Raw genomic sequence first — 19,855 nt, forward strand, 5'->3', positions numbered from 1 at the left:
GGGGTTGTCCTACCGGACGTCGACGAAGTCGCCCGTGGCGTTGATCGCCGGGGTCGTGCTCGTGCCCGCGAAGCTGTAACGGAAGTAGCCGTCCTGCGACGCGGTGACCGTGGTCTTCAGGTTGCCCGTCGAGTTGGACTTGATCGTCTTGACGGTGCTGTAGGTGTTGCTGCCCTTCTTGCGGAACTGCAGCTTCACCGACTGGTTCGTGTAGCCGTGGTACTTGTTGTCCTCCCAGTTCGCCCGGGAGAGCTTGCCGGTGACCGTGATGGTCTTGCCCTTCGTCACCGGCTCCGGCGAAGCGTTGACCGTCAGCTGGGAGTTGCGCTGGATCAGGGTGGTGGCGAGGTCGCCCTTGTCGGCGTATCCGACCTTGGTGATGTCGAAGGTGTCGGCCGAGGGGTCCTGACCGTTGAACGCGATGGCCATCGCGCCGGCCTTCCAGCTGCCCGCGTCCGCGTTCCACAGCTCACCGTCGGCCGGGTAGACGTCGATCGTGCCGGAGCAGTTGGCCGTGGTCGACGAAGTCGGCGTGCACTTGCCGTAGTTGTTGCCGAACAGCATGTTGTCCGGCGCGTCGAAGGCACCCTTGTAGAGGTAGGGGTCGGTGTAGAAGTCCTCGGCGGTGATGTCGAGGTCCGCACCGTGGGTCAGCTTGTACGTCACCTTGGTGGAGACGTGGTTGGTCGTCCCGACCTTGACCGCCTTGGCGACCTTGAAGTCGGAGAGGGTGACGTCCAGGGCGTACGGCTCGTCCTCCCCGGGGGCGCGGGTGCCGAACGCGCTCTTGCCGGACGCGGCGTGCGCGGCCTCACGGATCTTCGCGACGTCCGCGCGGCTCACGGTGTCGTCGGCCTGCGCGGCCGGCACGGCGAGGGCGGAGAGGGCCAGGGCGCCGGAGACGGCGGCCACAGTGGCTCGTATGCGCATGCGTTCTCCACGTGGAGAAGGGCCCCGGTGGATCGCCGAACACCGTGTCTCGCGATCACACCGGGGCCGAGTGATCGTTGGAGTCTGTTGACTCACAAGATCAGATATGCGGCACGAGTGGAGGGTTGTGCCGCTGGTGTGGATGTTGCGTAAGCGTTACTGACGCTGAGTGAGCGCGGGGCGATTGCCCGGTTTCACCGCACGTCGACGAAGTCGCCCGTGGCGTTGACCGTCGGGGTCGTGCTCGTGCCCGCGAAGCTGTAACGGAAGTAGCCGTCCTGCGACGCGGTGACCGTGGTCTTCAGGTCGCCCTTCGAGTTGGTCTTGATGGTCTTGACGGTGCTGTAGGTGTTGCTGCCCTTCTTGCGGAACTGCAGCTTCACGGACTGCGTGGCGTAGCCCGAGTAGGTGCCGAGGTCCCAGTTGGCGCGGGTCAGCTTGCCGGTGACCGTGATGGTCTTGCCCTTCGTCACCGGCTCCGGCGAGGCGTTGACCGTCAGCTTCGAGGCGCGCTGGACCTGGAAGCTCTTGGCGTTGTCCTTCTGGACGTAGTCGGCGTCGTTGCCCGCCGCCAGCGCCCACACCTTCCAGCCGCCGGCCACCTTGTTGATCAGGTTGTAGCCCGGCTCGAGGTCGAAGGACGACTTGCAGTTCGACGTCGTGGCGTTGACCACCGTGCAGGTGGCACGGCCGTCGCTGCTGTTGGCCACGGCACCGGAGTCGGAGCTGTCGATGTTCGCACCGTGGTACAGGATCGCCTGGGCCCAGTCGACGCCCGAGTTGTCCTTGACGGTGAAGGTCACGGTGATGGTCTTCTTCGCGGTCGACCCGACGACCGCCGCCTTGCCACCGTTCACCACGACGTTCGAGATCGCCGTGTCGCCCTCGACCTCGTCGGCCTGGGCGGCCGGGACGGCAAGAGCGGAAAGGGCCAGGGCGCCGGTGACGACGCCGAGGGTGGCACGCATGCGCATGTGTTGTTTCCCCACGTTGCAAAGGGGCCCCGCCCGGTCACACCCAGCGGCTCGCGGGTGCGTACGGGGCCCAAGTGATCAGAGAGTCGGGTGACTCCGATGATCAGATTCGCGACGCGTACGAAAGGTTGTACGACTCGTGAGAGATTTGTGCGAGAAATTTCAAGATCAGCCGGAAGGAGGCACCGTGGGATTTCTCCTCACCCGCTACGCCAAGGACGAGGACAGGCCCGAGTCGGAGACCGACGTCTCGTCCGTGGCCGCGGAGGCATTCGGGGCGCTGCTGGCGATGCCGGCTGCGCAGCTCACCGACGTGTATCCGCTGGGCCCGGACCACGCGGACGGGTTCCGCGGCCTGACCGGCATCACCCTCGACCTGGACCGCTTCGAGTACTTCCTGGAGGCGGTGGCGGACTGATCCTCGGGGAACGCTCAGGCCCCGCCCCTCAGTCGAACCACCGGTCCCGAGCGAGCTCCTCCGTCCGGGACGGATCCTCCAGCAGCGCCGCCACCTCGAACCGGCGCGGCCACTGCCCCGCCGCCCACGCCAGCCCCGCGGCGACGCCCTCCAGGGTCGAGGCGTGCAGGGTGCCGTCGTTCGTGTGGCGCCAGTCGATCTCCACGCCGTCGACGACGAGTTCCTCGTGCTCGACGTACGACCGAAGAGTCCGCGCCCCGAGCAGTACCCGTACGGGCTCCGGTACGTCGTGCTCGGTGCCCTCGGAGTCCACGTCGCCGGTGACGGACTCGCTCAGCCGCCGCACCTGGAACAGCTCGGCCAGCTCGGCGGCCCGCGAAGGCCGTACGGGAAGCAGCGGCACACCCTCCGTGAACGGCAGCAGGTCGGGCGAGTCCACGACCACCGCGTCCGCCGCGTCCACCACCTCGACCCGCCCGTCGATCACGGCCCGCAGCTCGTCCGGCAGGGTCACCTGCTCGGGGTCGAGGTCGGCCAGAGCGCCGTACAGGGCGTGCAGTTGGGCGGAGGTGACGCGGCGGTCCGGGTCGGCGAGGCGGTCGAGCAGCTCGGCGGCGCCGCCCGGCTCGTCCAGCAGCGCGGCGACGGAGGTACGCACCCCGAGCGCCCGCAGCACCTGTTCGTCCTCGAAGCCGGTCGCGTCGGCCTCGTCGTACAGGCCGCGCAGCAGCGGGTCGCCGCCGGAGGCGAGGAGCCCGGCCGGGCGGCGGCCGTCCAGCACCGGGTGACCGCGCAGCCACCAGGCGGTGTACGGCCGTACGACCTCGTGCGTGCCGTCGGGCAACAGGATCCGCACCTGCTGGGTCAGCGCGTCCCGCAGGGGCGGCTGGGCCAGCAGCGCGAGTGCCTGGGGCCACTTGTCGTCGTCCACCAGGTCCAGGTCGCGTACGGCGATCAGCTCGGTGGCGACCGGCGGTACCGGTGTGTCCGGGAAGCGGTCGAGGATGTCCTCGCTCCAGACGTCCACGGCGTCCAGCAGACCCGCGTCGTCGGGCTCGGCGAAGTCGCCCTCGCGCGGCTCCAGTTCGTCCGGGTCCAGGACGACGTCGGTGGCGCGCACGAGCGCGAAGTTCGCGAGGACACCACAGGCCGCGAGCGGCTGCTCGCCCCACTTCTCGGCCAGTTCGGCGTCCACGGTGGCGAGTTCGCCGTCCCGCATGACCTGGTGGAAGGGGCTGCCGGGGAGGACGAGTTCGCCGGCGGGTGCGGGCTCGCCCTCCTCGTCGGGCAGCGCGAGGGCGCCGAGCCAGGGCTCGTCACCGGGCTCCAGGCCTGCCTCGCGCACGAGGGCGAGGACGGTGTCGGCCAGTTCCTCGGCGTCGGGAGTGTCCTCCTCCCAGCTCAGCGCGCCGTCCTCGTCCAGCGAGGCGGCGACCGCGGCGCGCACCTGGGGCGTGGTGAGGACCGCGCGGGGCGTGGCCGGCAGGGCGCCGAGCTTCTCCAGGAGCGGGTGGGCGGCGTCCGGGTGGGCGACCTTGAGGCCGAGGCGGGCCAGGATCTCCGGGGCGACGGGGGCGCCGTCGGAGGTGGGGAGCAGGATCTGCCGGGGTCCGATGGTGGTGCGCCCGTCGGCCAGCGGCACGGGGAGGCCGGACAGCCGGTCCGGGTCCACCCCGGCGAGGCTGTCGTAGAGCCGCCGCCACCAGCCCGGCGCCTTCTCCAGCCCGGCGAGGCGGTCGATCGCGTCGGTCAGCGGAACCCGGGCGACGCCCAACGTCCGCAGCTCCACACGCCGTTCGAGCCCGGCGGGGAGAAGGGTGGGCAGTACCTCGGCGAGAACTTGCACGGTGTCGGCGCCGGCGCCTTCGACCACCTCGGCGTCCCGGGGCCGCAGGGACTCGGGCAGCTCCGAGTCGGGGTCGGGGTCGTGGGGCTCGACGGCGGGCGGCAGGAAGGACGTGCGGGGCAGCCGCTCCAGGATGGCCTGGCGCAGGGCGCCGTCGAGTTCGCCCTTGCCGAGCGGGCCGGGCACGAGGCCGATGATGCCGTCGCTGACCGGGCGCCAGTCGGCGAGCAGTTCGGCGTACGCGTCCGCCGCCCGCTGCACGAGGAAGTCGGTGAGCGGGCCGGGGGCGGCATGCCGGCGGGTGGTGTCGAGGGGGAAGGAGGCGATGAGGAGGGCGGGGACGCCGAGTGCCTCGTCGCTGGGCGTCGGCGCGTGCACGACGGGGGCGGTGCGGGGCCGGGCGGGCGTGCTGTCGTTGGCGTTGACCGGGACGGCCCAGGTGAGCGACCAGTGGGGGCGCAGCCGCTCCTCGACCGGGCGGTCGGCGAGCAGTTCGGGCGTGAGCGGGCCGTGGGCGGCGGCCGTACGCCAGTGGGTGACGCCGTTGGTGGAGTCCTCCACCACCGTGAAGGGACCGTCGGTACCGCGGCGCAGGGTGCGCGGCTCGGCGTCGCCGACCTCGATCACGACCTCCTCGAGGCCGGGCAGGGCGAGGAGCAGGGCGTCGTCGACGGAGTGCAGCAGCCGCTCGGCGAGGTCGGCGGCCGCGGTGTCGCGCAGGGGGAGGATGACGACGGTGTCGTAGGGGTCCGGGGCGGTGCCCTCGGCGGCGAACGGCAGCCGCAGCAGCGGCACATGTCCGTCCCGCCGCCGGATCTCGTCGCCCAGTCCCGGGCTGTGTGCCGCGGTCTCCCGGGCCAGTTCGCGGGCCTCGGCGAGGGACCACCGGACACCGCCGTGCCGCCCGACGACGGCGGGTTCGTCGGTGACCGCGATCACGGACGCGAAGCCGACACCGAACCGGCCGACGGAGGCCGAGTCCCGCTTGGCGGAGGCGCGCAGGGTGGCCAGCGACTCGACGCCGCCCGCGTCCAGCGGAGCACCGGTATTGGCGGCGACGAGAACACCCTCGCGGAGGGTGAGCCGGAGCTTTCCGGGCACCCCCGCCCTGGCGGCGGCGTCGGCGGCGTTCTGAGCGAGCTCGACGACGAGCCGGTCCCGGTACCCGCCGAGGACGAGGTCCTCCTCGGCGTTGGCGTCCTCCCGGAAACGGGCGGGGCTGGTGGCCCAGGCGTCCAGGACCCCGCGGCGCAGACGGGCCGTACCGAAGGGGTCGGCACCTTCGGCCGCGGGCCGCACGAACTTGCTCACGTTGACTCTCCTCATCGGCTGACGATGAAGGTACCGCTCATGGGACGAGCGCGCGCCGCCCGCCCGCGCCACCGGGGACGCGCGTTCCGACCTCCTTGGCCGGTTCACGCGACTGCCGTCTCACAACTCCCTTGCCGCACCGACGATCGACTGCCTAGCATCGCGTTCACTATCGCGAATCGAATGTTGTTCCGGTGCATCGGGGGCCTGGCGTGACGTTGGTGATGGCGGTGGCGGCCGTCTGGGGCGTACTGCAACTTTTCGCGATTTCCTTACCGACGCGTTCGGTGCGCCTGTCGACCGTGCTGCTGGCCCTGGCCGTGGGCGTGTACGGGTGCGGCGTGGCGACGGCGTTGGTGCAGCTCGCCTACACCCGTCTCTACGCGGAGCAGTCGGGCCGGTCCCTCGTGACGGTGGTGAACACCACCGGCTACACGGTGGCTCCCTGGGTGGAGGAGTTACTCAAGGTTTCCCCCTTGCTGCTGGCGGGGCTGAGCCTGCGGGTCCGCCGCCAGTGGGGGCTGACCGACTTCGTCGTGGTGGGCGCGGCGCTGGGGGCGGGCTTCGGGCTGCTGGAGGCGGTTCTCCGGTTCGGCCTGGACGCGGACCGGGCGATCCCTCGCGGCGAGGGCTGGATCGTCCCCGACAGCCTGTCCCCGCCGTATGTGCCGGGCCTGGGGCAGGTGCTCACGTCGTGGCTCCCGGCCCCGTTCAGCCAACTGGACCTGGGCGGCCCTCCGGTTACGGAAACGTTCGCGCACCTGGTGCTCACGGCCATGGCCGGTTTCGGGGTCGGGCTGCTGTGGCGCGCGCACGGCTGGACACGCCTGCTGTCGATCCTCCCGATCGCGGCTGCCGCCGCGCACCACACGGTGAACAACTACGCGGTGCAGGAGCACGCCGCTGGGGCCCGGGAATGGCTGGAGTCCCTGAACGGACTGGCATGGGCCGCGCCACTCGTGTGCCTGGCCATCGCCATGGCCGCGGACCTGCGCCGGCTCCACCGCGCCAAGGGCACCATGCCCGACGTACTGCTCACATCCGAACGTGCCGACGGCGACAGCCTGGGAGCTCTGCTGCGGTACGCGGCCTGGCGTCTGCCTTGGAGCCTGCTGGTCGTCCTTCGTTACGTCAGGCTGCGGCGCTCCTTGCTGTACGCAGCCGCCGAGGCGTCGCCGCCCGGCGAAACGAGGGACCTACGTCGGGTCGTCGCCGGGATCACGGCGCGGATGGACGCGTCCGACAACGGGCCTGCCTGGCAGTCGCTGAACATCCGCGCGTGGCTGAAGGCGACCCGAGCGGCCCGGCGTACCCGGGAGCGATGGCTGCTGCTGATCCCGTGCGTGCTCATGCTCCCGGCACTGCTGTTCCTGGGCGTCGGCTCGTTCACCTCCACCGCCGGCCTCCAGGAGTTCTTCAGCACCGGTGCGGGACCGAAGATCCTCATGGGCTTCGGCATGGCCGCCCTGGCCTGGATCGCGTACCAGCTGGTCACCCTCCTCCGCACCTGGCGGCTGGCCTCGGCCCAGCCCCTGGGGGAAGTGGTCGCGGCCCACCGCTTCCGCCTCGGAACGGCACTGGGGTCGGCGACGACCGGCGTATTCCTCCTATGGCACGGCTTAGGCGACGCGGGCCCCGCCGGCAGAACCATCCGCACGCTCCACCTCCTCGACGCCCTGAACACCTTCCTGGTCCACCTCGGCTTCGCCCTCCTCCTTCTCTCCCTGCTGGCCCTGTTCCCACCGGGAGGCCTCGCGCTGGCCGGAGGCGGGGTGGTCGGCGCGCTTACGGCGGAGGCGGCGCTGAGTGCCGGGGTGCTGGGTACAGCCGGCGTCGTTCTCATGGGGCTGGGTGCATCGAACGGGTCCGGCGGGGACTACAACGCTTGGCCGAGGAGCAAGCGGAAGGGTCGCCAGAAGCCGGAGCACCGTGCGGATGTCCGTGGTGACGAGGGGAAGAGCCTTGGGGGCCAGAGCAAGGGCCATACCATCGACAGACATGTCGACAAGACCATAGCCGGAATGCGTAAGCGCTTCCGTGAAAATCCTGGCCTTGCGGAGGACTCACGCTACGTTGACGTCGATTCGGCACAACGCTTCACCGACAAGACCCTCACCGCCAGGGAGAATCAACGGAAGATATCCAACTGGCTGGCCAGGGGCGCAAAAGCACCACTGCGACTGGAAGCAGAGTTCACCGAAAACACAGGACTCCACCTCACTCGCTACGACTTCACCCATGGGCAGCCTACGCAATGGGTACGAGGAGTCCGCGTCATTCTCAAGGCAGACCCGACGGCGCCTTCCGGATACCGCGTCCTCACATCCTTCCCCCAGCCCTAGCGCGCACGCTTGGAGCAACTCATGAGTCAGGCACTTCCGTCAGAGCCGCGGTTCTACGAACTCAGCGACCTTTTGAACGCCTACGCATACACCGGCTTCACATTCACTGACACCGCGGAGGCACCGGGCCCCGGCCTGGCCTCGTATCTCAGAATTGCCGCTCGTGACCCGGCCCGCGCCGCAACAGCCGTCCAGCAAATCGATGAGCTACTCTCCATCGGACTTTTCTCCGAAGAGATCGCGGACGACGTGGAGAACATTCCCCACATCCGCCCTCCGATGGGCACCAGCGTGGAGGACTGCCTGCGCGTCGCGCGGGAACACCTCCAGCGATTCCTGCAAGACCCGTCACGAGTCCCCCAGACAAACCCGCAGAACGCCTGGGAATGGAACGAGCGTTTCCCCGATTTGAGTCAGTTCCTCGGCGCCTACTTGCACCGGAATTACTCAGAGTTCTACGCCTCTCCCGAGGCGGCTGTCGATGAGTACGTCGTCGAGGCCGTACCGGAAGACCGTGCACAGGCGGCACGGGAGATCACGGAGCTTCTGACGATGGTGGCCTCGGATCAGGAACTCCACACAGCAACCACGGCGTTGGGCCTCGACCTCCTGCCGCCAGAGGGGACGACACTCCGGCAATGGCTGGAACTCATCCGCCGGCGGATCACTGCCGCATAGCGATACCTGGACGTGGCGGAGCCCGGGAGTCGTATCCAGCTCCCGGGCCCCTGGGGATGCCACCCAATTGCGCACGCCGGCGGCGTTTAAGAGGACGGATCAGTCATCAGGCCGTCGTGTTCTTCCTTTGAACTACCGCAGCGCGAGAGAGCTGCAGGCGAGAGTCGAACTCGCATCCGACGGCGTTCGTCCGGCCCCGGTCGATCCGGCGATCGGCGGCAATGCTGAGACTGGAGCGAGAGTCTGAGATTGATCGCGGCTGCCTCTGCCATGTTGGGCTACCCCGGCCCGGATGGGTGTCGTAGTGCCGGGGGAAGGACTCGAACCTTCACTGTCACCGCGTCTTTCAGGCTGAACTTCAGTGTCAGCTTGCGCTCATCGCGCGAACCGGTCCTCATTCCGGCCCGCGCCTGTTGCGCACCCCCGCGCTCGCACGCGGGGGCGATCATGGAGGCTACCCTGACCGGCGTCAGCCGAACAGGTAGCCGAACACCGCGTCGCCGACCCGCTGATCGGTGACCTCGGCACCGTTGGCCTCCTCGCGGGCGAACTTCACGGCCTGCTGGAGCTTCTCGACCCGCTCCACCAGTTCATTGACCCGCCGCGCCGGAAGGGCGCCGGAGAACTTCACGGTCGTCCAGTACCCGATGGGCACGTCCTCGTAGTACACCTCGACCTGCGCCGGGTGCTTCTCCGTCGCCTCCGCCTTCACGTGGTTGCGCGGAACCTTCTTCGTACGGATCGTGCGGACCGGGTCCGTCTTCCACCAGTCCGTGGACGGGTCGGGGGACCAGGCCTCGGCGGCGTCGAGCGTGGGAAGCTTCTTCACGAAGGTGTGCAGGTCGGTGAGCTGCTTCTCCAGGAAGAGGAGGTAGCTGACCGGAACGTCGGCGACGACCGTCCGCCCGTCGACCGTCACGTCCGCGCGTGCCGAGCAGTTGGCCCAGTCCTTCGTGGCGGTCACGTCGAACAGCCGGGTCAGCGACGCGGACATCTCCCGCAGCACGTCCTCCGCCTGCACCTGCACGCGCGTGGACTCCGGCGGCAGCTGCTCGCCCTCCTCGTCCTTCGGCTGGTACGTACGCGAGATACCGGCCAGCAGCGCGGGCTTCTGCACCTTGTGGTGCGCTGCGGTGATGTCCTGGAGCGACTTGCTCTTGACACCCTTTTCGACAGCGATGATCTGATTCAGCTTCGCCACGAGTTCCCCCTTCGAACAGGCAGGAACGTATCCCACCGGCTCGAACGCGTGCACTCCCTTTTCAGGTGGCTGACACGGCGTGAGAGCCTGCTGTGCGGTTGATCATGCAGACATCTCATCCGCACGGGAGTGCCGCACCATGCTGGACTTGATCAAGGAGACACTCGGCGAACTGGCCTGGGGGGTCCTCGCGATCATCGTGTTCCTCTGGTGGATCGGCGGTCTGGGCATGACCGCCTTCATCTGGAGCGATGGTGACAGGCTCCTCGCGGTCCAGTTCCTGGCCCTCTGGGCGGGAGTCACCGCGCTGTACCTCACGGCGTCCTGGCTGATCCGCCGCGCCCGCCGCGCCTAGGTACGGGAGTTGGCCGCGTACGACACGAAGTCGGCCCAGGCCTGCGGGGCGAGGGCTAGGCGGGGGCTGGAGTGGCGGTACTTGGAGTCGCGGACGTGGATCGTGCGGGGGGCTACCGCGATCTCGACGCAGGAGTTGCCGTCGGTGCCGCTGCTGTAGCTGCTCTTGAACCACACCAGTTCGGAGGCGTCCCCGGCAGCGCTCTTGCGGATCATGTTTCTCCCAGCAGTTGCTCGATGAAGGCCAGCGACTCTCGGGGCGGGAGAGCCTGAGCCCGGATGGTGCCATACCGCAGATCAAGGATGCGGATCTGTTTCGGATCGGTGATGGGGCGTCCATTGAAGGCGCCGTCCGAGCGCCCCACTGCCGTACCGTCCGGGAACTTCAGCAGCTCGATCCTGCCGTCCAAACCCGGGTGGGCGTCGCTCTTCGTTGGCATGAACTGAAGCGTGACGTTACGCAACCGCCCCACCTCCAACAGACGTTCGAGCTGCCGACGCCACACCATTGTGCCTCCGACCTGTCGGCGAATCACCGCCTCTTCCAGCACGAAATGGACAGACGGGGCCGGGTCCTGGTCGAAGACGGACTGTCGGGCCAGACGGGCGGCGACCATTCGTTCCACGTCGTCTTGCGAGTACGGCGGCTGCGCTGCCTCGAACAGGGTCCTTGCATGGTCGGGTGTCTGCAGAAGCCCGTGGACGCTGTTGCACTCGTACACGCCGATCTCGACCGCCTTGGCCTCCATCTCCCCCAGCGCCCGAACCTTCCTCGGATACCGGACCTTCTTGACGTCCTCCCAAGTAGCCGCGACAAGCCCACCCGCCCCCAACACCTCATCCGCCTTGACCAGGTACTCCTGCCGAGGAATCCGCTTCCCGCCCTCGATCTTGTAGACCAGGTCCTCCCCGTACCCCACCGCCACCCCGAACTCGGCGGCCCGCATCCCCACCGCCTCGCGCCGCAGCTTCAGCTGCCGCCCGACGGTCGCGATGACCGCGATCCCCCACTCGTCGTCCGGATCCACCTCCCAACCCGGCTCGTCCGCCTCCGTCTTGAGCCGCCCGGTGTCCGCCTCGACCGTCATGCCGTACCCCTCCGTCGTACCGCCCTGGTGCAGCAGCGCCCTACCCGCACTCAACGCCCCGACAGCCCGGACACGACCGGACAAGCTCCGGACAGTCACCGTACGCACCCGCCGAGTCACTGTTCACAGTAAGCACGCACCACCACGCTGAGTGACGTGACGCAGAAATCCCCCGAACTCACCACCCTCATCCGCAACTTCAGCGTGCAGCTGTCCCCGACCCCACGCGGCGCCCGCCTCGCCCGGCTCCTCGCCACCGAGCAACTCCGCAGCTGGGGCCTGCCGCTGGACCCGGCGGCGCACCTCGTGGCCGAGCTGGCCACCAACGCGGTCACGCACGGTCGCGTCCCCGGTCGGGACTTCCTGCTGCTCCTGTACGTCGTCGGCGGCACCCTCCGTATCGAAGTCACCGACACCTGTGGCGACCAACTCCCGCACCCCCAACACCCCACCCCCGAGGCGGAGTCCGGCCGCGGGCTCGCCATCGTCGAGGCGTTGGCCGACCGCTGGGGCGCGTCACCAGGGCTGCCGCCACGCAAGACGGTCTGGGCCGAAGTCACATTGCCACCGGAACCCGGAAACCCGTTCTCCGGTGGCACGGGCGGCCTCCCTCAACGAACAGACCAGTGAAAGAACCTCACCAAGCCCCACCCCTCCCGCCCACGGCGCAAACTCACCCAACCGGGTGAACATCACCAACTCGGCTGGATTCTGGGCAGGTTGCCTGACTTACGCTCGGCGCAGCACAACCGCAGATATGCCCCAGACATACGACGGCCCTCGCCGGGACGGCAATCCCAGTGCGAGGGCCTGACCACCAAGGAAGCCAACCTTCCCGATGGACACCCAAAACCCTAGCGCGCCCCCGCGCGCCCAGTCCCGTATCGCGGCCAAAAACCACCCCCACGGTCAGGCTCACGCGGGCGGCCTCATCCACGACAACGCCCGCCACACCACCCGCTTCACGGTGATCGGCAACCACCTCGCCCAGCACCCGGAGCTGTCCGGGCTCGCGATCGGACTCGGCGTCCACATCCAGTCGCTCCCCGCAGGCGCCCGCGTCGACATCAAGACCCTCGCCGCCCGCTTCCCCGAGGGCACGACCCGTATCGCCGCCGCCCTGCGCGAGCTGGAGACCCACGGCTACCTGCGCCGAGAACGCCGGCGCATCCCCAACGGCCGCATCGTCACCCGCACGATCTCCTGCAACCAGCCCGGCCGCCAAGGCAACGCCCAGGACCACCCGGCGCCGCCCCGCAGGACGCGAAACCCGGCCCCCCGCAAGCCCCTCCCCGCCGTACCGCAACCCTCCTACCCGGCCCCCACACTCCTCCAGACAGCCACGGACCTCCTCACGGACCTCCGCCGCCACGACCCCCGCCTCCTGCTCTCCGTCTGCGACACGGCACACCTGGCCCCCGGCGTCGCCGCCTGGCTGGAACGCGACGTCACCCCCACCGCCGTACGCCACACCCTGACCACCGACCTGCCCCCCGAGCCCCTGTGCCGCCCAGCGGCCCTACTGGCCCACCGCCTCACCACCCAGCTGCCACCCCCGCCCCCGTTCCGCACCCCAGCACCACCGCCGACCGTCCGGCTCCCTTTCCAGGACTGCGACGGCTGCGACCGCCCTTTCCGCTCACCCACCCCAGGACTCTGCCGTGACTGCCGCACACCCCTTGCCACTGCCACCTGAGCCCGTTCCGGCCCGTTCCTCACTCGCCCGGATACTCTGGCCGGGGCACCCTCGGGAGGACACCATGAGCACTCAGGCCGACCACGGAAACGAACTGATCCCTCGTCCTGAGCAGACCCCTGATGCCCTGCGTGCCGCCCTCGCCGTCGTCGCGCCAGGCCGCCTGGAAGAGATGCAGGCCAGGAAGGATGAGGCCTTCGCCAAGGCGGTCGAGTGGCAGTCTCTGAACCCAGTCCAGAGCTGGGTCCTCAGCTGGGCTCAGGAGATCGAGATCGCCCGTCGCCCAGACCTGTCCGCGCGCTACACCCAGGCGCAGGGCAACCTGGAACACGAGGATCCGGCCATCGCGTGGGAAGCCCTTCGTGAGCTGAGCGCCGTTCTCGACGAATCGATGAAGGCGATTCGCGAGTGAGCTGGAAATGGGAGTACGCCTTCGGAGCCGAAGAGGCGGCCCGTTCCCTTCCGCCGGACTTCCTGGCCGCCATCGACCGTACGGCCGACGAGCTGGTCAGGGCGGCTGAGGCTCTGCATGTCCACGGCCGGGCCTATGAGGGCTTCGACCCTCAAGGCCGCCAAATCCCCGTCTCCGGAGGGGGCATGATTCGGTACCAAGTGGTCGTGCGAAGCGAGCGGGTCTACGTCGTCCAGATCACCTACCTGGGCTTCTGAACCGTCCTGGAGGCGACCAGGTCGAGCCCTTCGACCCCTGCCCCGGAACCGGCGAGGCCCTCAGCGACATCCACGAGCCCCTGTGCCTCTGACCGCCGCTCCCCTGAAGCGCCCGGAGGAGCTTTGACCGCCGAACTTCCCGACTGGATGATCCCGCCCAGGCCTAGCGGCTGGGAGGCGGACGACCTGGACAATCTCCCGCAAGCACCACGGCACACCGAACTCATCGACGGAGCCCTGATCTTCAGGATCTCGCCACAGCGCTCCTGGCACTCCCGGCTGGTGGAAAACCTGACCTTCGCGCTTCGGCAAGCGTCACCCGGGGGATTCGAGCCCGAGCGCGAGATGACCGTCCGGCTCGACAAGAAGAGCCGACCGGAGCCCGACATCCTGGTCACCACCGCCGCATACGACCCCGACCGCACCTGGTACGCGCCCGCCGACGTCGCCCTGGTCATCGAGGTCGTCTCGGAGGAGTCCGCGGACCGCGACCGGTCCCTGAAGCCCTTCAAGTACGCACAGGCCAGGATCCCCCATTTCTGGCGCGTCGAGGACGAGGCCGGCGCACCCACCGTCCACACCTACGAACTCGACACCATGACCGGCACGTACGTGGCCACCGGAATCCACCGCGAGCGTCTGAAGGCCGCCGTGCCCTTCCCGACCGACATCGACCTCAAGATCCTCGTGCCCTGACCTCGGCCGGGAAGAGAAGCCGTCGCCGGCTCGTCACCGCGTACTACGAGTGCCCCAGCTCCCCCGAGTCCCCGTCCGCCCCCACCGACACCGATCCCGAGTCCGGCGCCGGGCGCAGCGGGAAGGGGTCCACGCGGGTCTCGTCGATCACCGGCGGAGCCGGGCGCGGGGGCTTGGGCATGATCGCGGCCTCGGAGTGGCCGCCGCAGCCGTACGTCAAGGACACCACGCGGCCGTCGGCCGGGGAGAACTCATTGGCGCAGACACCGAAGGCCTGGCCGAGTGAGCCGCCGATCGGGGCCAGGAAGCCGCAGGTGACGCAGGAGGCCGGGGCCGCCTGGGCCATGGGGGTCTTGGCGCCGTACGTCTCCTCCCAGCGGTCCGCGGCGACGTGCAGGCCGTAGCGGGACAGGACGCGGGCCCGGCGCATGCCGAGTTCCTCGGCGACGGCGGCGATCGAGCCGCGGGAGGGCGCCGCCGGCAGGTGGGCGGGGGCGGTCGCGGTGACGTCCGCGTCCTCCGCCTCGACCAGTTCCGCCATCTCGTGCGAGACCGGCGAATTCGGTCCCGGTTCGTCCTCGCCGGTGTAGCCGGGCTCCAGGCGGAGGTCCTCGGCGTCCGTGGGGAGCAGGTCGCCCGGGCCCATGTCGCCGGGGCGCAGGCGCTCGCTCCACGGCACCCACTCGGGCGCGAGGAGGGCGTCCGGGCCCGGCAGGAGGACCACCTCGTCGAGCGTGACGATCTTCGCGCGTGAGGCGCGGGCCACCGTCACCGCCCAGCGCCAGCCGCGGTACCCGAGCTCCTTGCACTCGAAGAAGTGCGTGACAACACGGTCGCCCTCGGAGACCAGACTCGCGTGCTCGCCGACCACGCCGGGCGCGGCGGCCTCCTCGGCGGCACTGCGGGCGAGGTCGACCGCCTCGGCGCACAGACGGTCGGGGGTGCGGCTTCGCGTTGTCGCTGCGCTCACAGGTATCGCTTCTCTCCTACGCCGTCTCTCGGGTGCGGTGCCTTGAGGCGACGGAGCAGACGGAGCGGACCTGTGGGCCGCGTCGACGTCCGCGTCCGAATCACGCTCGGGCGCACCTACGTCATCCATTGTGCGGGATGGCTGAGATACGCACGCTACCTGCTCGCGGGCGCTGGGCCTACACCGACGGCCCTTTCACCGTGCGCGGCGGGTGGCGGAACCCTTGCCACCGGGTCGTGAGTCGCCCCGAACCGATCCGAGTCCCTGCCCCCCATACGCGCCGTAACCGCACTACCCACCCCCATCTCGGGGCACTATTGCGTCGTGGCAACCGCGAGGCAGCCCCAAGGAGCCACCGGCATCGGTGGCGCCAAGGGCGGCCGTGATCGAGGTGGCGGAACGGGCCGGAAGCGCGGCTCCCTCCGTGCGCTCGGCCGTGCCCTGCACCTCCCGTTCACCGGCCCGGCACGCGGCATCCGCAAGGCCACCCACGCGCACGGTGCCGGCGAGTCCGGCCTCGGCAAGCTGATCGAACTGCACGCCGTGAACGGGGCCGGGGACATGATGATCACCGTCGCCCTCGCCTCCACCGTCTTCTTCTCCGTCCCCACCGACGAGGCCCGCGGCCGGGTCGCCCTCTACCTCGGCATCACCATGGCGCCGTTCACGGTCCTCGCGCCCGTGATCGGCCCCCTCCTCGACCGCATCCCGCACGGCCGCCGCGCCGCGATGGCCGGCGCCATGTTCGCCCGGGCGATGCTCGCGCTGGTGCTGGCCGGGGCCGTCGCCACCGGCAGCATCGAGCTGTATCCGGCCGCGCTCGGCGTCCTGGTCGCGTCCAAGGCCTACGGCGTCGTCAGAAGCGCCGTGGTCCCCCGGCTCCTGCCACCCCGCTTCTCCCTGGTGAAGGCCAACTCCAGAGTCACTCTCGGCGGCCTCCTGGCGACCGGCATCGCCGCCCCCATCGGCGCCGGACTCCAGGCACTCGGGCCGCGCTATCCGCTCTACGGCGCCTTCGTGATCTTCATCGCCGGTACGATCCTGTCCTTCACCCTGCCGCCGAAGGTCGACTCGGCCAAGGGCGAGGACACCGCCCTGCTGGCGGCCGACGAGCAGCATCTGCACGGGCCGCACCGCCGGCCCGTCAAGCGCCCCGGGCTGCGCACCGTCGGCATCGCCGTCACCCACGCCCTCGGCGCCAACGCCGCCCTGCGCTGCCTCTCCGGCTTCCTGATCTTCTTCCTGGCGTTCCTGCTGCGCGAGCACCCGATGTCCGGCCAGAGCGCGGCCGTTTCGCTGGGCATAGTGGCCGTCTCGGCCGGGGTCGGAAACGCCTGCGGTACCGCGGTCGGCGCATGGCTGCGCTCCCGGGCGCCCGAGATCATCATCGTCACGGTCGTGGGCTTCGTGCTGCTCGCGGCGATCACCGCCGCGATCTTCTTCGGTGCGATCGTGGTGGCGTTCCTGGCGGCGACCGCCGGGTTCGCCCAGGCGCTGGCCAAGCTGTCCCTGGACGCGCTGATCCAGCGGGACGTGCCCGAACTGGTCCGTACATCGGCGTTCGCGCGCTCCGAGACGCTGCTGCAGGTGTCCTGGGTGCTCGGCGGCGCGATCGGCATCGTGCTGCCGCTGAAGGGCTCCCTGGGGCTGCTGGTCGGCGCGACGATCGTCGCCATCGGCTGGCTGACCACCATCAAGGGCCTGATCGGCTCGGCACGGCACGGCGGCCACAGCCACCCGCGCGTGACCTGACACGATCCGTCTGCCGGCAAGGCCCCACGCCACACCGACCCCCGCGTACCGCCATCGGCATCGTGCCGCCGCTCAGGGGTTCCCCGGGCCCACCGGCCGGCTGACCACCATCAAGCACCCGATGGCCCGACAGGCGTCGAGGGCATGATCGGCTCGGCCCCGCACGGCGGCCACAGCCACCCGCGCGTGAGCTGACACAATCCGTCCGCCGGCAAGGCGCACGGCACGCCGCACCCCGCGTAGGGAGAGCGTCACACGCTCCCGATAGCCTTCGCCCATGACCACGCTGCAATCCGAAGTGCGACGCCGCCGCGCGCTCGCCGCCGCCGGCGCCGTTTCCGCCGGACTGCTCGTCCTGTCGGCCTGCGACAAGCCGACGCCGCTGGCCACGGTCACCGTCGGCACCTCCTCCGTGCACTCGCAGGCCACCTGCGGCGGCGAGGGCGAGGTCGTGAAGACCGCCGACCTGGCCGGCTGCCTGAAGGGCAAGGGCATCGAGTCCATCAAGGTGGACCCGGACGAGACCGTGCGCTTCGGTGTCGACCCGGAGATCGCGGACGAGGGCTGGACGATCCTCATGAACGGCCAGCCGCTCACCGACTCCAGCACGAAGACCTACCGCACCGTCCCGGGCAGCGTGTTCTTCAACGCCCAGTACGGCGCGAGCGGCGACTCCACGCTGGTCTCCATCAAGGAGGGCGAGCAGGACGTGACGGGCCTGTGGTCCTTCAAGCTCGAGAAGGACAGCTGATCCCTGCCGCTGGGCTGCACGTGCTGGTGGCCACCGCCGTCCCCGTGGAGAGGGACGCGGTGGCCCAGGCGTTCGCGGCAGCCGCGGACGAGGGGCGGGTGCTGCTGGGGTCCGCCGACCCGGCACCCGCTGCGACCGGCCGCGGCCGGCCGGTCGTCGACCTCATCGCCGTCGGAGTGGGCCCGGCCCGGGCCGCGGCCACCACCGCGTCGGCCCTCACCAGGGCCGCCCGCGACGGCGCGCCCTACGGCCTGGTCGTTTCCACCGGCATCGCCGGCGGCTTCGCGCCCCACGCCCCCGTCGGCTCCCTCGTCGTCGCCGACGAGATCACCGCCGCCGACCTGGGCGCCGAGACCCCCGACGGCTTCCTGCCCGTCACCGAGCTGGGCTTCGGCACCGTCACCCACCGTCCGCCCGAAGCACTCGTACGGGAAGCGGCGGCCGCCACCGGCGCACGCTCCGGCGCCGTCCTCACCGTCTCCACCGTGACCGGCACCGCCGTCCGCGCCGCGCGGCTGCGCGAGCGCCACCCCAGCGCCCTGGCCGAGGCCATGGAGGGCTTCGGTGTCGCCGAGGCCGCCGCCGCGCACGGCACGCCCGTGCTGGAGCTGCGCGCAATCTCCAACCCCGTGGGCCCGCGCGACCGCGCCGCCTGGCGCATCGGAGACGCGCTGGCGGCCCTCACCGAGGCCTTCGGGAAGCTCACGCCCGTCCTGGAGAGTTGGCAACCACATGACCGGTGAACAGCAGCGACAGTCCCTGCGGATCGCGTACTCGCCCTGCCCGAACGACACTTTCGTCTTCGACGCCCTCGCCCACGACCGGGTGCCCGACGCCCCCGCGCTCGACGTCACCTTCGCGGACATCGACATCACCAACGGCATGGCCGAGCGCGGCGAGTTCGACGTGCTGAAGGTGTCGTACGCCGTGCTGCCGTACGTCCTCGACGAGTACGCCCTGCTGCCCTGCGGCGGCGCGCTGGGCCGGGGGTGCGGCCCGCTGGTGCTGACGCGCGAGCCCGACGTGGACCTCGGCGGCCGTACGGTCGCCGTGCCGAGCGAGAAGTCGACGGCGTATCTGCTGTTCCGCCTGTGGGCCGCGGACACGCTGCCCGCCGGGGTGGGCGAGATCGTGGTCATGCCGTTCCACGAGATCATGCCCGCCGTGCGGGACGGGAAGGTCGACGCGGGGCTCGTCATCCACGAGGCGCGCTTCACGTACCAGAACTACGGGCTGCACAAGCTCGCGGACATGGGCGAGCACTGGGAGACCACCACGGGGCTGCCCATCCCGCTGGGCGCGATCATCGCCAAGCGCTCCCTGGGCGCGCGGCAGCTGACGCTCCTGGCCGACTCCATCCGCACCTCCGTGCGGGCCGCCTGGGACGACCCGGAAGCCTCCCGTGCCTACGTCATGGAGCACGCCCAGGAGATGAACCCGGCCGTCGCCGACCAGCACATCGGCCTGTACGTCAACGAGTTCACGGCCGACCTCGGCGACGACGGCTACGCGGCCGTGCGGGGCCTGCTGACACGCGCGGCAGCGGAGGGGCTGACACCCGCGCTCGGGCCCGAAGCGCTGTCGTTCCCCTGAACCCCACCCGGCCGTGCGCGGGCTGCGCACACGTGCCGCGGCCGAGGGGCTGGTGCCGCCCCTCGGCCGGGATGCGCCGGATTCCTCCAGGAATTCCAGGGGTGCGCGGGAGCTATACGTCGAGCTGGTCGGCGACCGCGCGGAGGAGGCCGGCGATCTTCTTGCCGGCGGTCTTCTCGGGATAGCGGCCCCGCTCCAGCATCGGCGTGATGTTCTCGAGGAGGGTCGTCAGATCCTGGACGATGGACGCCAGTTCGTCCGGCTTCTTGCGCTGGGCCGCCGCGACCGAGGGGGTCGGGTCGAGGATGGTGACCGAGAGGGCCTGGTCACCGCGCTGACCGGCGACCACCCCGAACTCCACTCGCTGTCCCGGCTTGAGTACGTCGACTCCGGCGGGGAGGACCGAGGAATGGACGAAGACGTCACCGCCGTCGTCGCGGGAGAGAAAGCCGAAGCCCTTCTCGCTGTTGAACCACTTGACCTTGCCGGTAGGCACGTCTGTCCTCGTCCTCGTACTCGTCGGAAAACTGCTTCTGAAAACGGCTCTTGATAGCACTCAGCGGGTCGACCATGACCCGCCGCTACC

The 19,855-nt window shown here is 70.1% G+C and carries 21 protein-coding genes; 13 read left to right on the forward strand and 8 right to left on the reverse strand.

The annotated features are described in order from the left end of the window. Positions 1-9: 9 nt before the first annotated feature. Together ACZ7M7_RS37125 and ACZ7M7_RS37130 are read right to left on the reverse strand one after the other, a co-directional pair. Positions 10-930: a hypothetical protein gene (locus ACZ7M7_RS37125; protein ID WP_472124793.1), complete on the reverse strand. Its 921-nt coding sequence runs from the start codon at positions 928-930 to the stop codon at positions 10-12. 194 nt (positions 931-1,124) lie between these two features. Next, positions 1,125-1,904 (reverse strand): calcium-binding protein, encoded by a 780-nt coding sequence (locus ACZ7M7_RS37130; protein WP_383606833.1) that lies wholly within the window; start codon positions 1,902-1,904, stop codon positions 1,125-1,127. A 187-nt stretch (positions 1,905-2,091) separates the two neighbouring features. On the opposite strand from ACZ7M7_RS37130, the gene ACZ7M7_RS37135 reads away from it, so the two are divergent. Further along, a complete protein-coding gene (locus ACZ7M7_RS37135) occupies positions 2,092-2,322 on the forward strand; it encodes a DUF7683 domain-containing protein (protein ID WP_383606836.1) in 231 nt (76 codons plus the stop codon). 28 nt (positions 2,323-2,350) lie between these two features. On the opposite strand, the gene ACZ7M7_RS37140 is transcribed toward ACZ7M7_RS37135, so the two are convergent. Next, the gene (locus ACZ7M7_RS37140; protein ID WP_383606838.1) at positions 2,351-5,479 is read right to left on the reverse strand and encodes a sacsin N-terminal ATP-binding-like domain-containing protein; all 3,129 of its coding nucleotides are present in this window, start codon (positions 5,477-5,479) and stop codon (positions 2,351-2,353) included. 287 nt (positions 5,480-5,766) lie between these two features. Here ACZ7M7_RS37140 and ACZ7M7_RS37145 point away from each other — a divergent pair, with 287 nt between their 5' ends. After that, the gene (locus ACZ7M7_RS37145; protein ID WP_472124797.1) at positions 5,767-7,821 is read left to right on the forward strand and encodes an RNase A-like domain-containing protein; all 2,055 of its coding nucleotides are present in this window, start codon (positions 5,767-5,769) and stop codon (positions 7,819-7,821) included. A gap of 21 nt (positions 7,822-7,842) precedes the next feature. Further along, on the forward strand, positions 7,843-8,499 hold the full coding sequence (locus tag ACZ7M7_RS37150) for a contact-dependent growth inhibition system immunity protein (RefSeq protein ID WP_472124800.1): 657 nt from the start codon (positions 7,843-7,845) through the stop codon (positions 8,497-8,499). Positions 8,500-8,968: 469 nt separating this feature from the next. Here ACZ7M7_RS37150 and ACZ7M7_RS37155 read toward each other — a convergent pair whose 3' ends face one another. Continuing rightward, positions 8,969-9,700 carry a DUF7873 family protein gene (locus ACZ7M7_RS37155; RefSeq protein ID WP_472124803.1) on the reverse strand — a complete coding sequence of 244 codons (732 nt, stop codon included), beginning with the start codon at positions 9,698-9,700 and terminating at the stop codon, positions 8,969-8,971. A 139-nt stretch (positions 9,701-9,839) separates the two neighbouring features. On the opposite strand from ACZ7M7_RS37155, the gene ACZ7M7_RS37160 reads away from it, so the two are divergent. Beyond that, a complete protein-coding gene (locus tag ACZ7M7_RS37160) occupies positions 9,840-10,055 on the forward strand; it encodes a hypothetical protein (RefSeq protein ID WP_472124806.1) in 216 nt (71 codons plus the stop codon). Here ACZ7M7_RS37160 and ACZ7M7_RS37165 read toward each other — a convergent pair. Both ACZ7M7_RS37165 and ACZ7M7_RS37170 read right to left on the reverse strand, forming a co-directional pair. Further along, complete coding sequence (locus ACZ7M7_RS37165; RefSeq protein ID WP_472124809.1) at positions 10,052-10,270, reverse strand: DUF397 domain-containing protein; 219 nt, start codon at positions 10,268-10,270, stop codon at positions 10,052-10,054. The two genes, ACZ7M7_RS37160 and ACZ7M7_RS37165, sit on opposite strands and share 4 nt — an antisense overlap. Next, positions 10,267-11,142, reverse strand: a complete 876-nt coding sequence (locus tag ACZ7M7_RS37170; protein WP_472125086.1) for a helix-turn-helix domain-containing protein — start codon at positions 11,140-11,142, stop codon at positions 10,267-10,269. Before ACZ7M7_RS37170 ends, ACZ7M7_RS37165 begins: the two co-directional genes overlap by 4 nt. Before the next feature lie 156 nt (positions 11,143-11,298). Between ACZ7M7_RS37170 and ACZ7M7_RS37175 the strand changes: the two genes are divergently transcribed. From ACZ7M7_RS37175 to ACZ7M7_RS37195, 5 genes are all read left to right on the forward strand, one after another. Further along, positions 11,299-11,772, forward strand: a complete 474-nt coding sequence (locus tag ACZ7M7_RS37175) for an ATP-binding protein (protein WP_472124811.1) — start codon at positions 11,299-11,301, stop codon at positions 11,770-11,772. Positions 11,773-11,980: 208 nt separating this feature from the next. Beyond that, on the forward strand, positions 11,981-12,838 hold the full coding sequence (locus ACZ7M7_RS37180; protein ID WP_472124813.1) for a helix-turn-helix domain-containing protein: 858 nt from the start codon (positions 11,981-11,983) through the stop codon (positions 12,836-12,838). Between the two features lie 64 nt (positions 12,839-12,902). Next, on the forward strand, positions 12,903-13,250 hold the full coding sequence (locus tag ACZ7M7_RS37185; protein ID WP_472124815.1) for a hypothetical protein: 348 nt from the start codon (positions 12,903-12,905) through the stop codon (positions 13,248-13,250). Beyond that, positions 13,247-13,507 (forward strand): hypothetical protein, encoded by a 261-nt coding sequence (locus ACZ7M7_RS37190; protein ID WP_472124818.1) that lies wholly within the window; start codon positions 13,247-13,249, stop codon positions 13,505-13,507. Before ACZ7M7_RS37185 ends, ACZ7M7_RS37190 begins: the two co-directional genes overlap by 4 nt. 147 nt (positions 13,508-13,654) lie before the next feature. Beyond that, entirely contained in the window at positions 13,655-14,203 is a 549-nt protein-coding gene (locus ACZ7M7_RS37195) for a Uma2 family endonuclease (RefSeq protein ID WP_472125089.1), read from the forward strand. A gap of 43 nt (positions 14,204-14,246) precedes the next feature. Here the strand turns inward: ACZ7M7_RS37195 and ACZ7M7_RS37200 are convergent, their stop codons facing one another. Further along, positions 14,247-15,173, reverse strand: a complete 927-nt coding sequence (locus ACZ7M7_RS37200; RefSeq protein ID WP_383606869.1) for a DUF3027 domain-containing protein — start codon at positions 15,171-15,173, stop codon at positions 14,247-14,249. Positions 15,174-15,497: 324 nt separating this feature from the next. Between ACZ7M7_RS37200 and ACZ7M7_RS37205 the strand changes: the two genes are divergently transcribed. The 4 genes from ACZ7M7_RS37205 to ACZ7M7_RS37220 all read left to right on the forward strand — a co-directional run bounded on the left by ACZ7M7_RS37205 (position 15,498) and on the right by ACZ7M7_RS37220 (position 19,269). After that, entirely contained in the window at positions 15,498-16,925 is a 1,428-nt protein-coding gene (locus ACZ7M7_RS37205; protein ID WP_472124821.1) for an MFS transporter, read from the forward strand. Positions 16,926-17,202: 277 nt separating this feature from the next. Next, positions 17,203-17,676: a DUF2771 domain-containing protein gene (locus ACZ7M7_RS37210; protein WP_383606875.1), complete on the forward strand. Its 474-nt coding sequence runs from the start codon at positions 17,203-17,205 to the stop codon at positions 17,674-17,676. Further along, positions 17,646-18,419 carry a futalosine hydrolase gene (locus tag ACZ7M7_RS37215; RefSeq protein WP_472124824.1) on the forward strand — a complete coding sequence of 258 codons (774 nt, stop codon included), beginning with the start codon at positions 17,646-17,648 and terminating at the stop codon, positions 18,417-18,419. Before ACZ7M7_RS37210 ends, ACZ7M7_RS37215 begins: the two co-directional genes overlap by 31 nt. After that, positions 18,409-19,269 (forward strand): 1,4-dihydroxy-6-naphthoate synthase, encoded by an 861-nt coding sequence (locus tag ACZ7M7_RS37220; protein ID WP_383626985.1) that lies wholly within the window; start codon positions 18,409-18,411, stop codon positions 19,267-19,269. Before ACZ7M7_RS37215 ends, ACZ7M7_RS37220 begins: the two co-directional genes overlap by 11 nt. A gap of 112 nt (positions 19,270-19,381) precedes the next feature. On the opposite strand, the gene ACZ7M7_RS37225 is transcribed toward ACZ7M7_RS37220, so the two are convergent. Further along, positions 19,382-19,765 (reverse strand): cold-shock protein, encoded by a 384-nt coding sequence (locus ACZ7M7_RS37225; RefSeq protein ID WP_328426909.1) that lies wholly within the window; start codon positions 19,763-19,765, stop codon positions 19,382-19,384. Positions 19,766-19,855: the final 90 nt, after the last annotated feature.

The organism is Streptomyces sp. NPDC111606 (assembly GCF_055656945.1).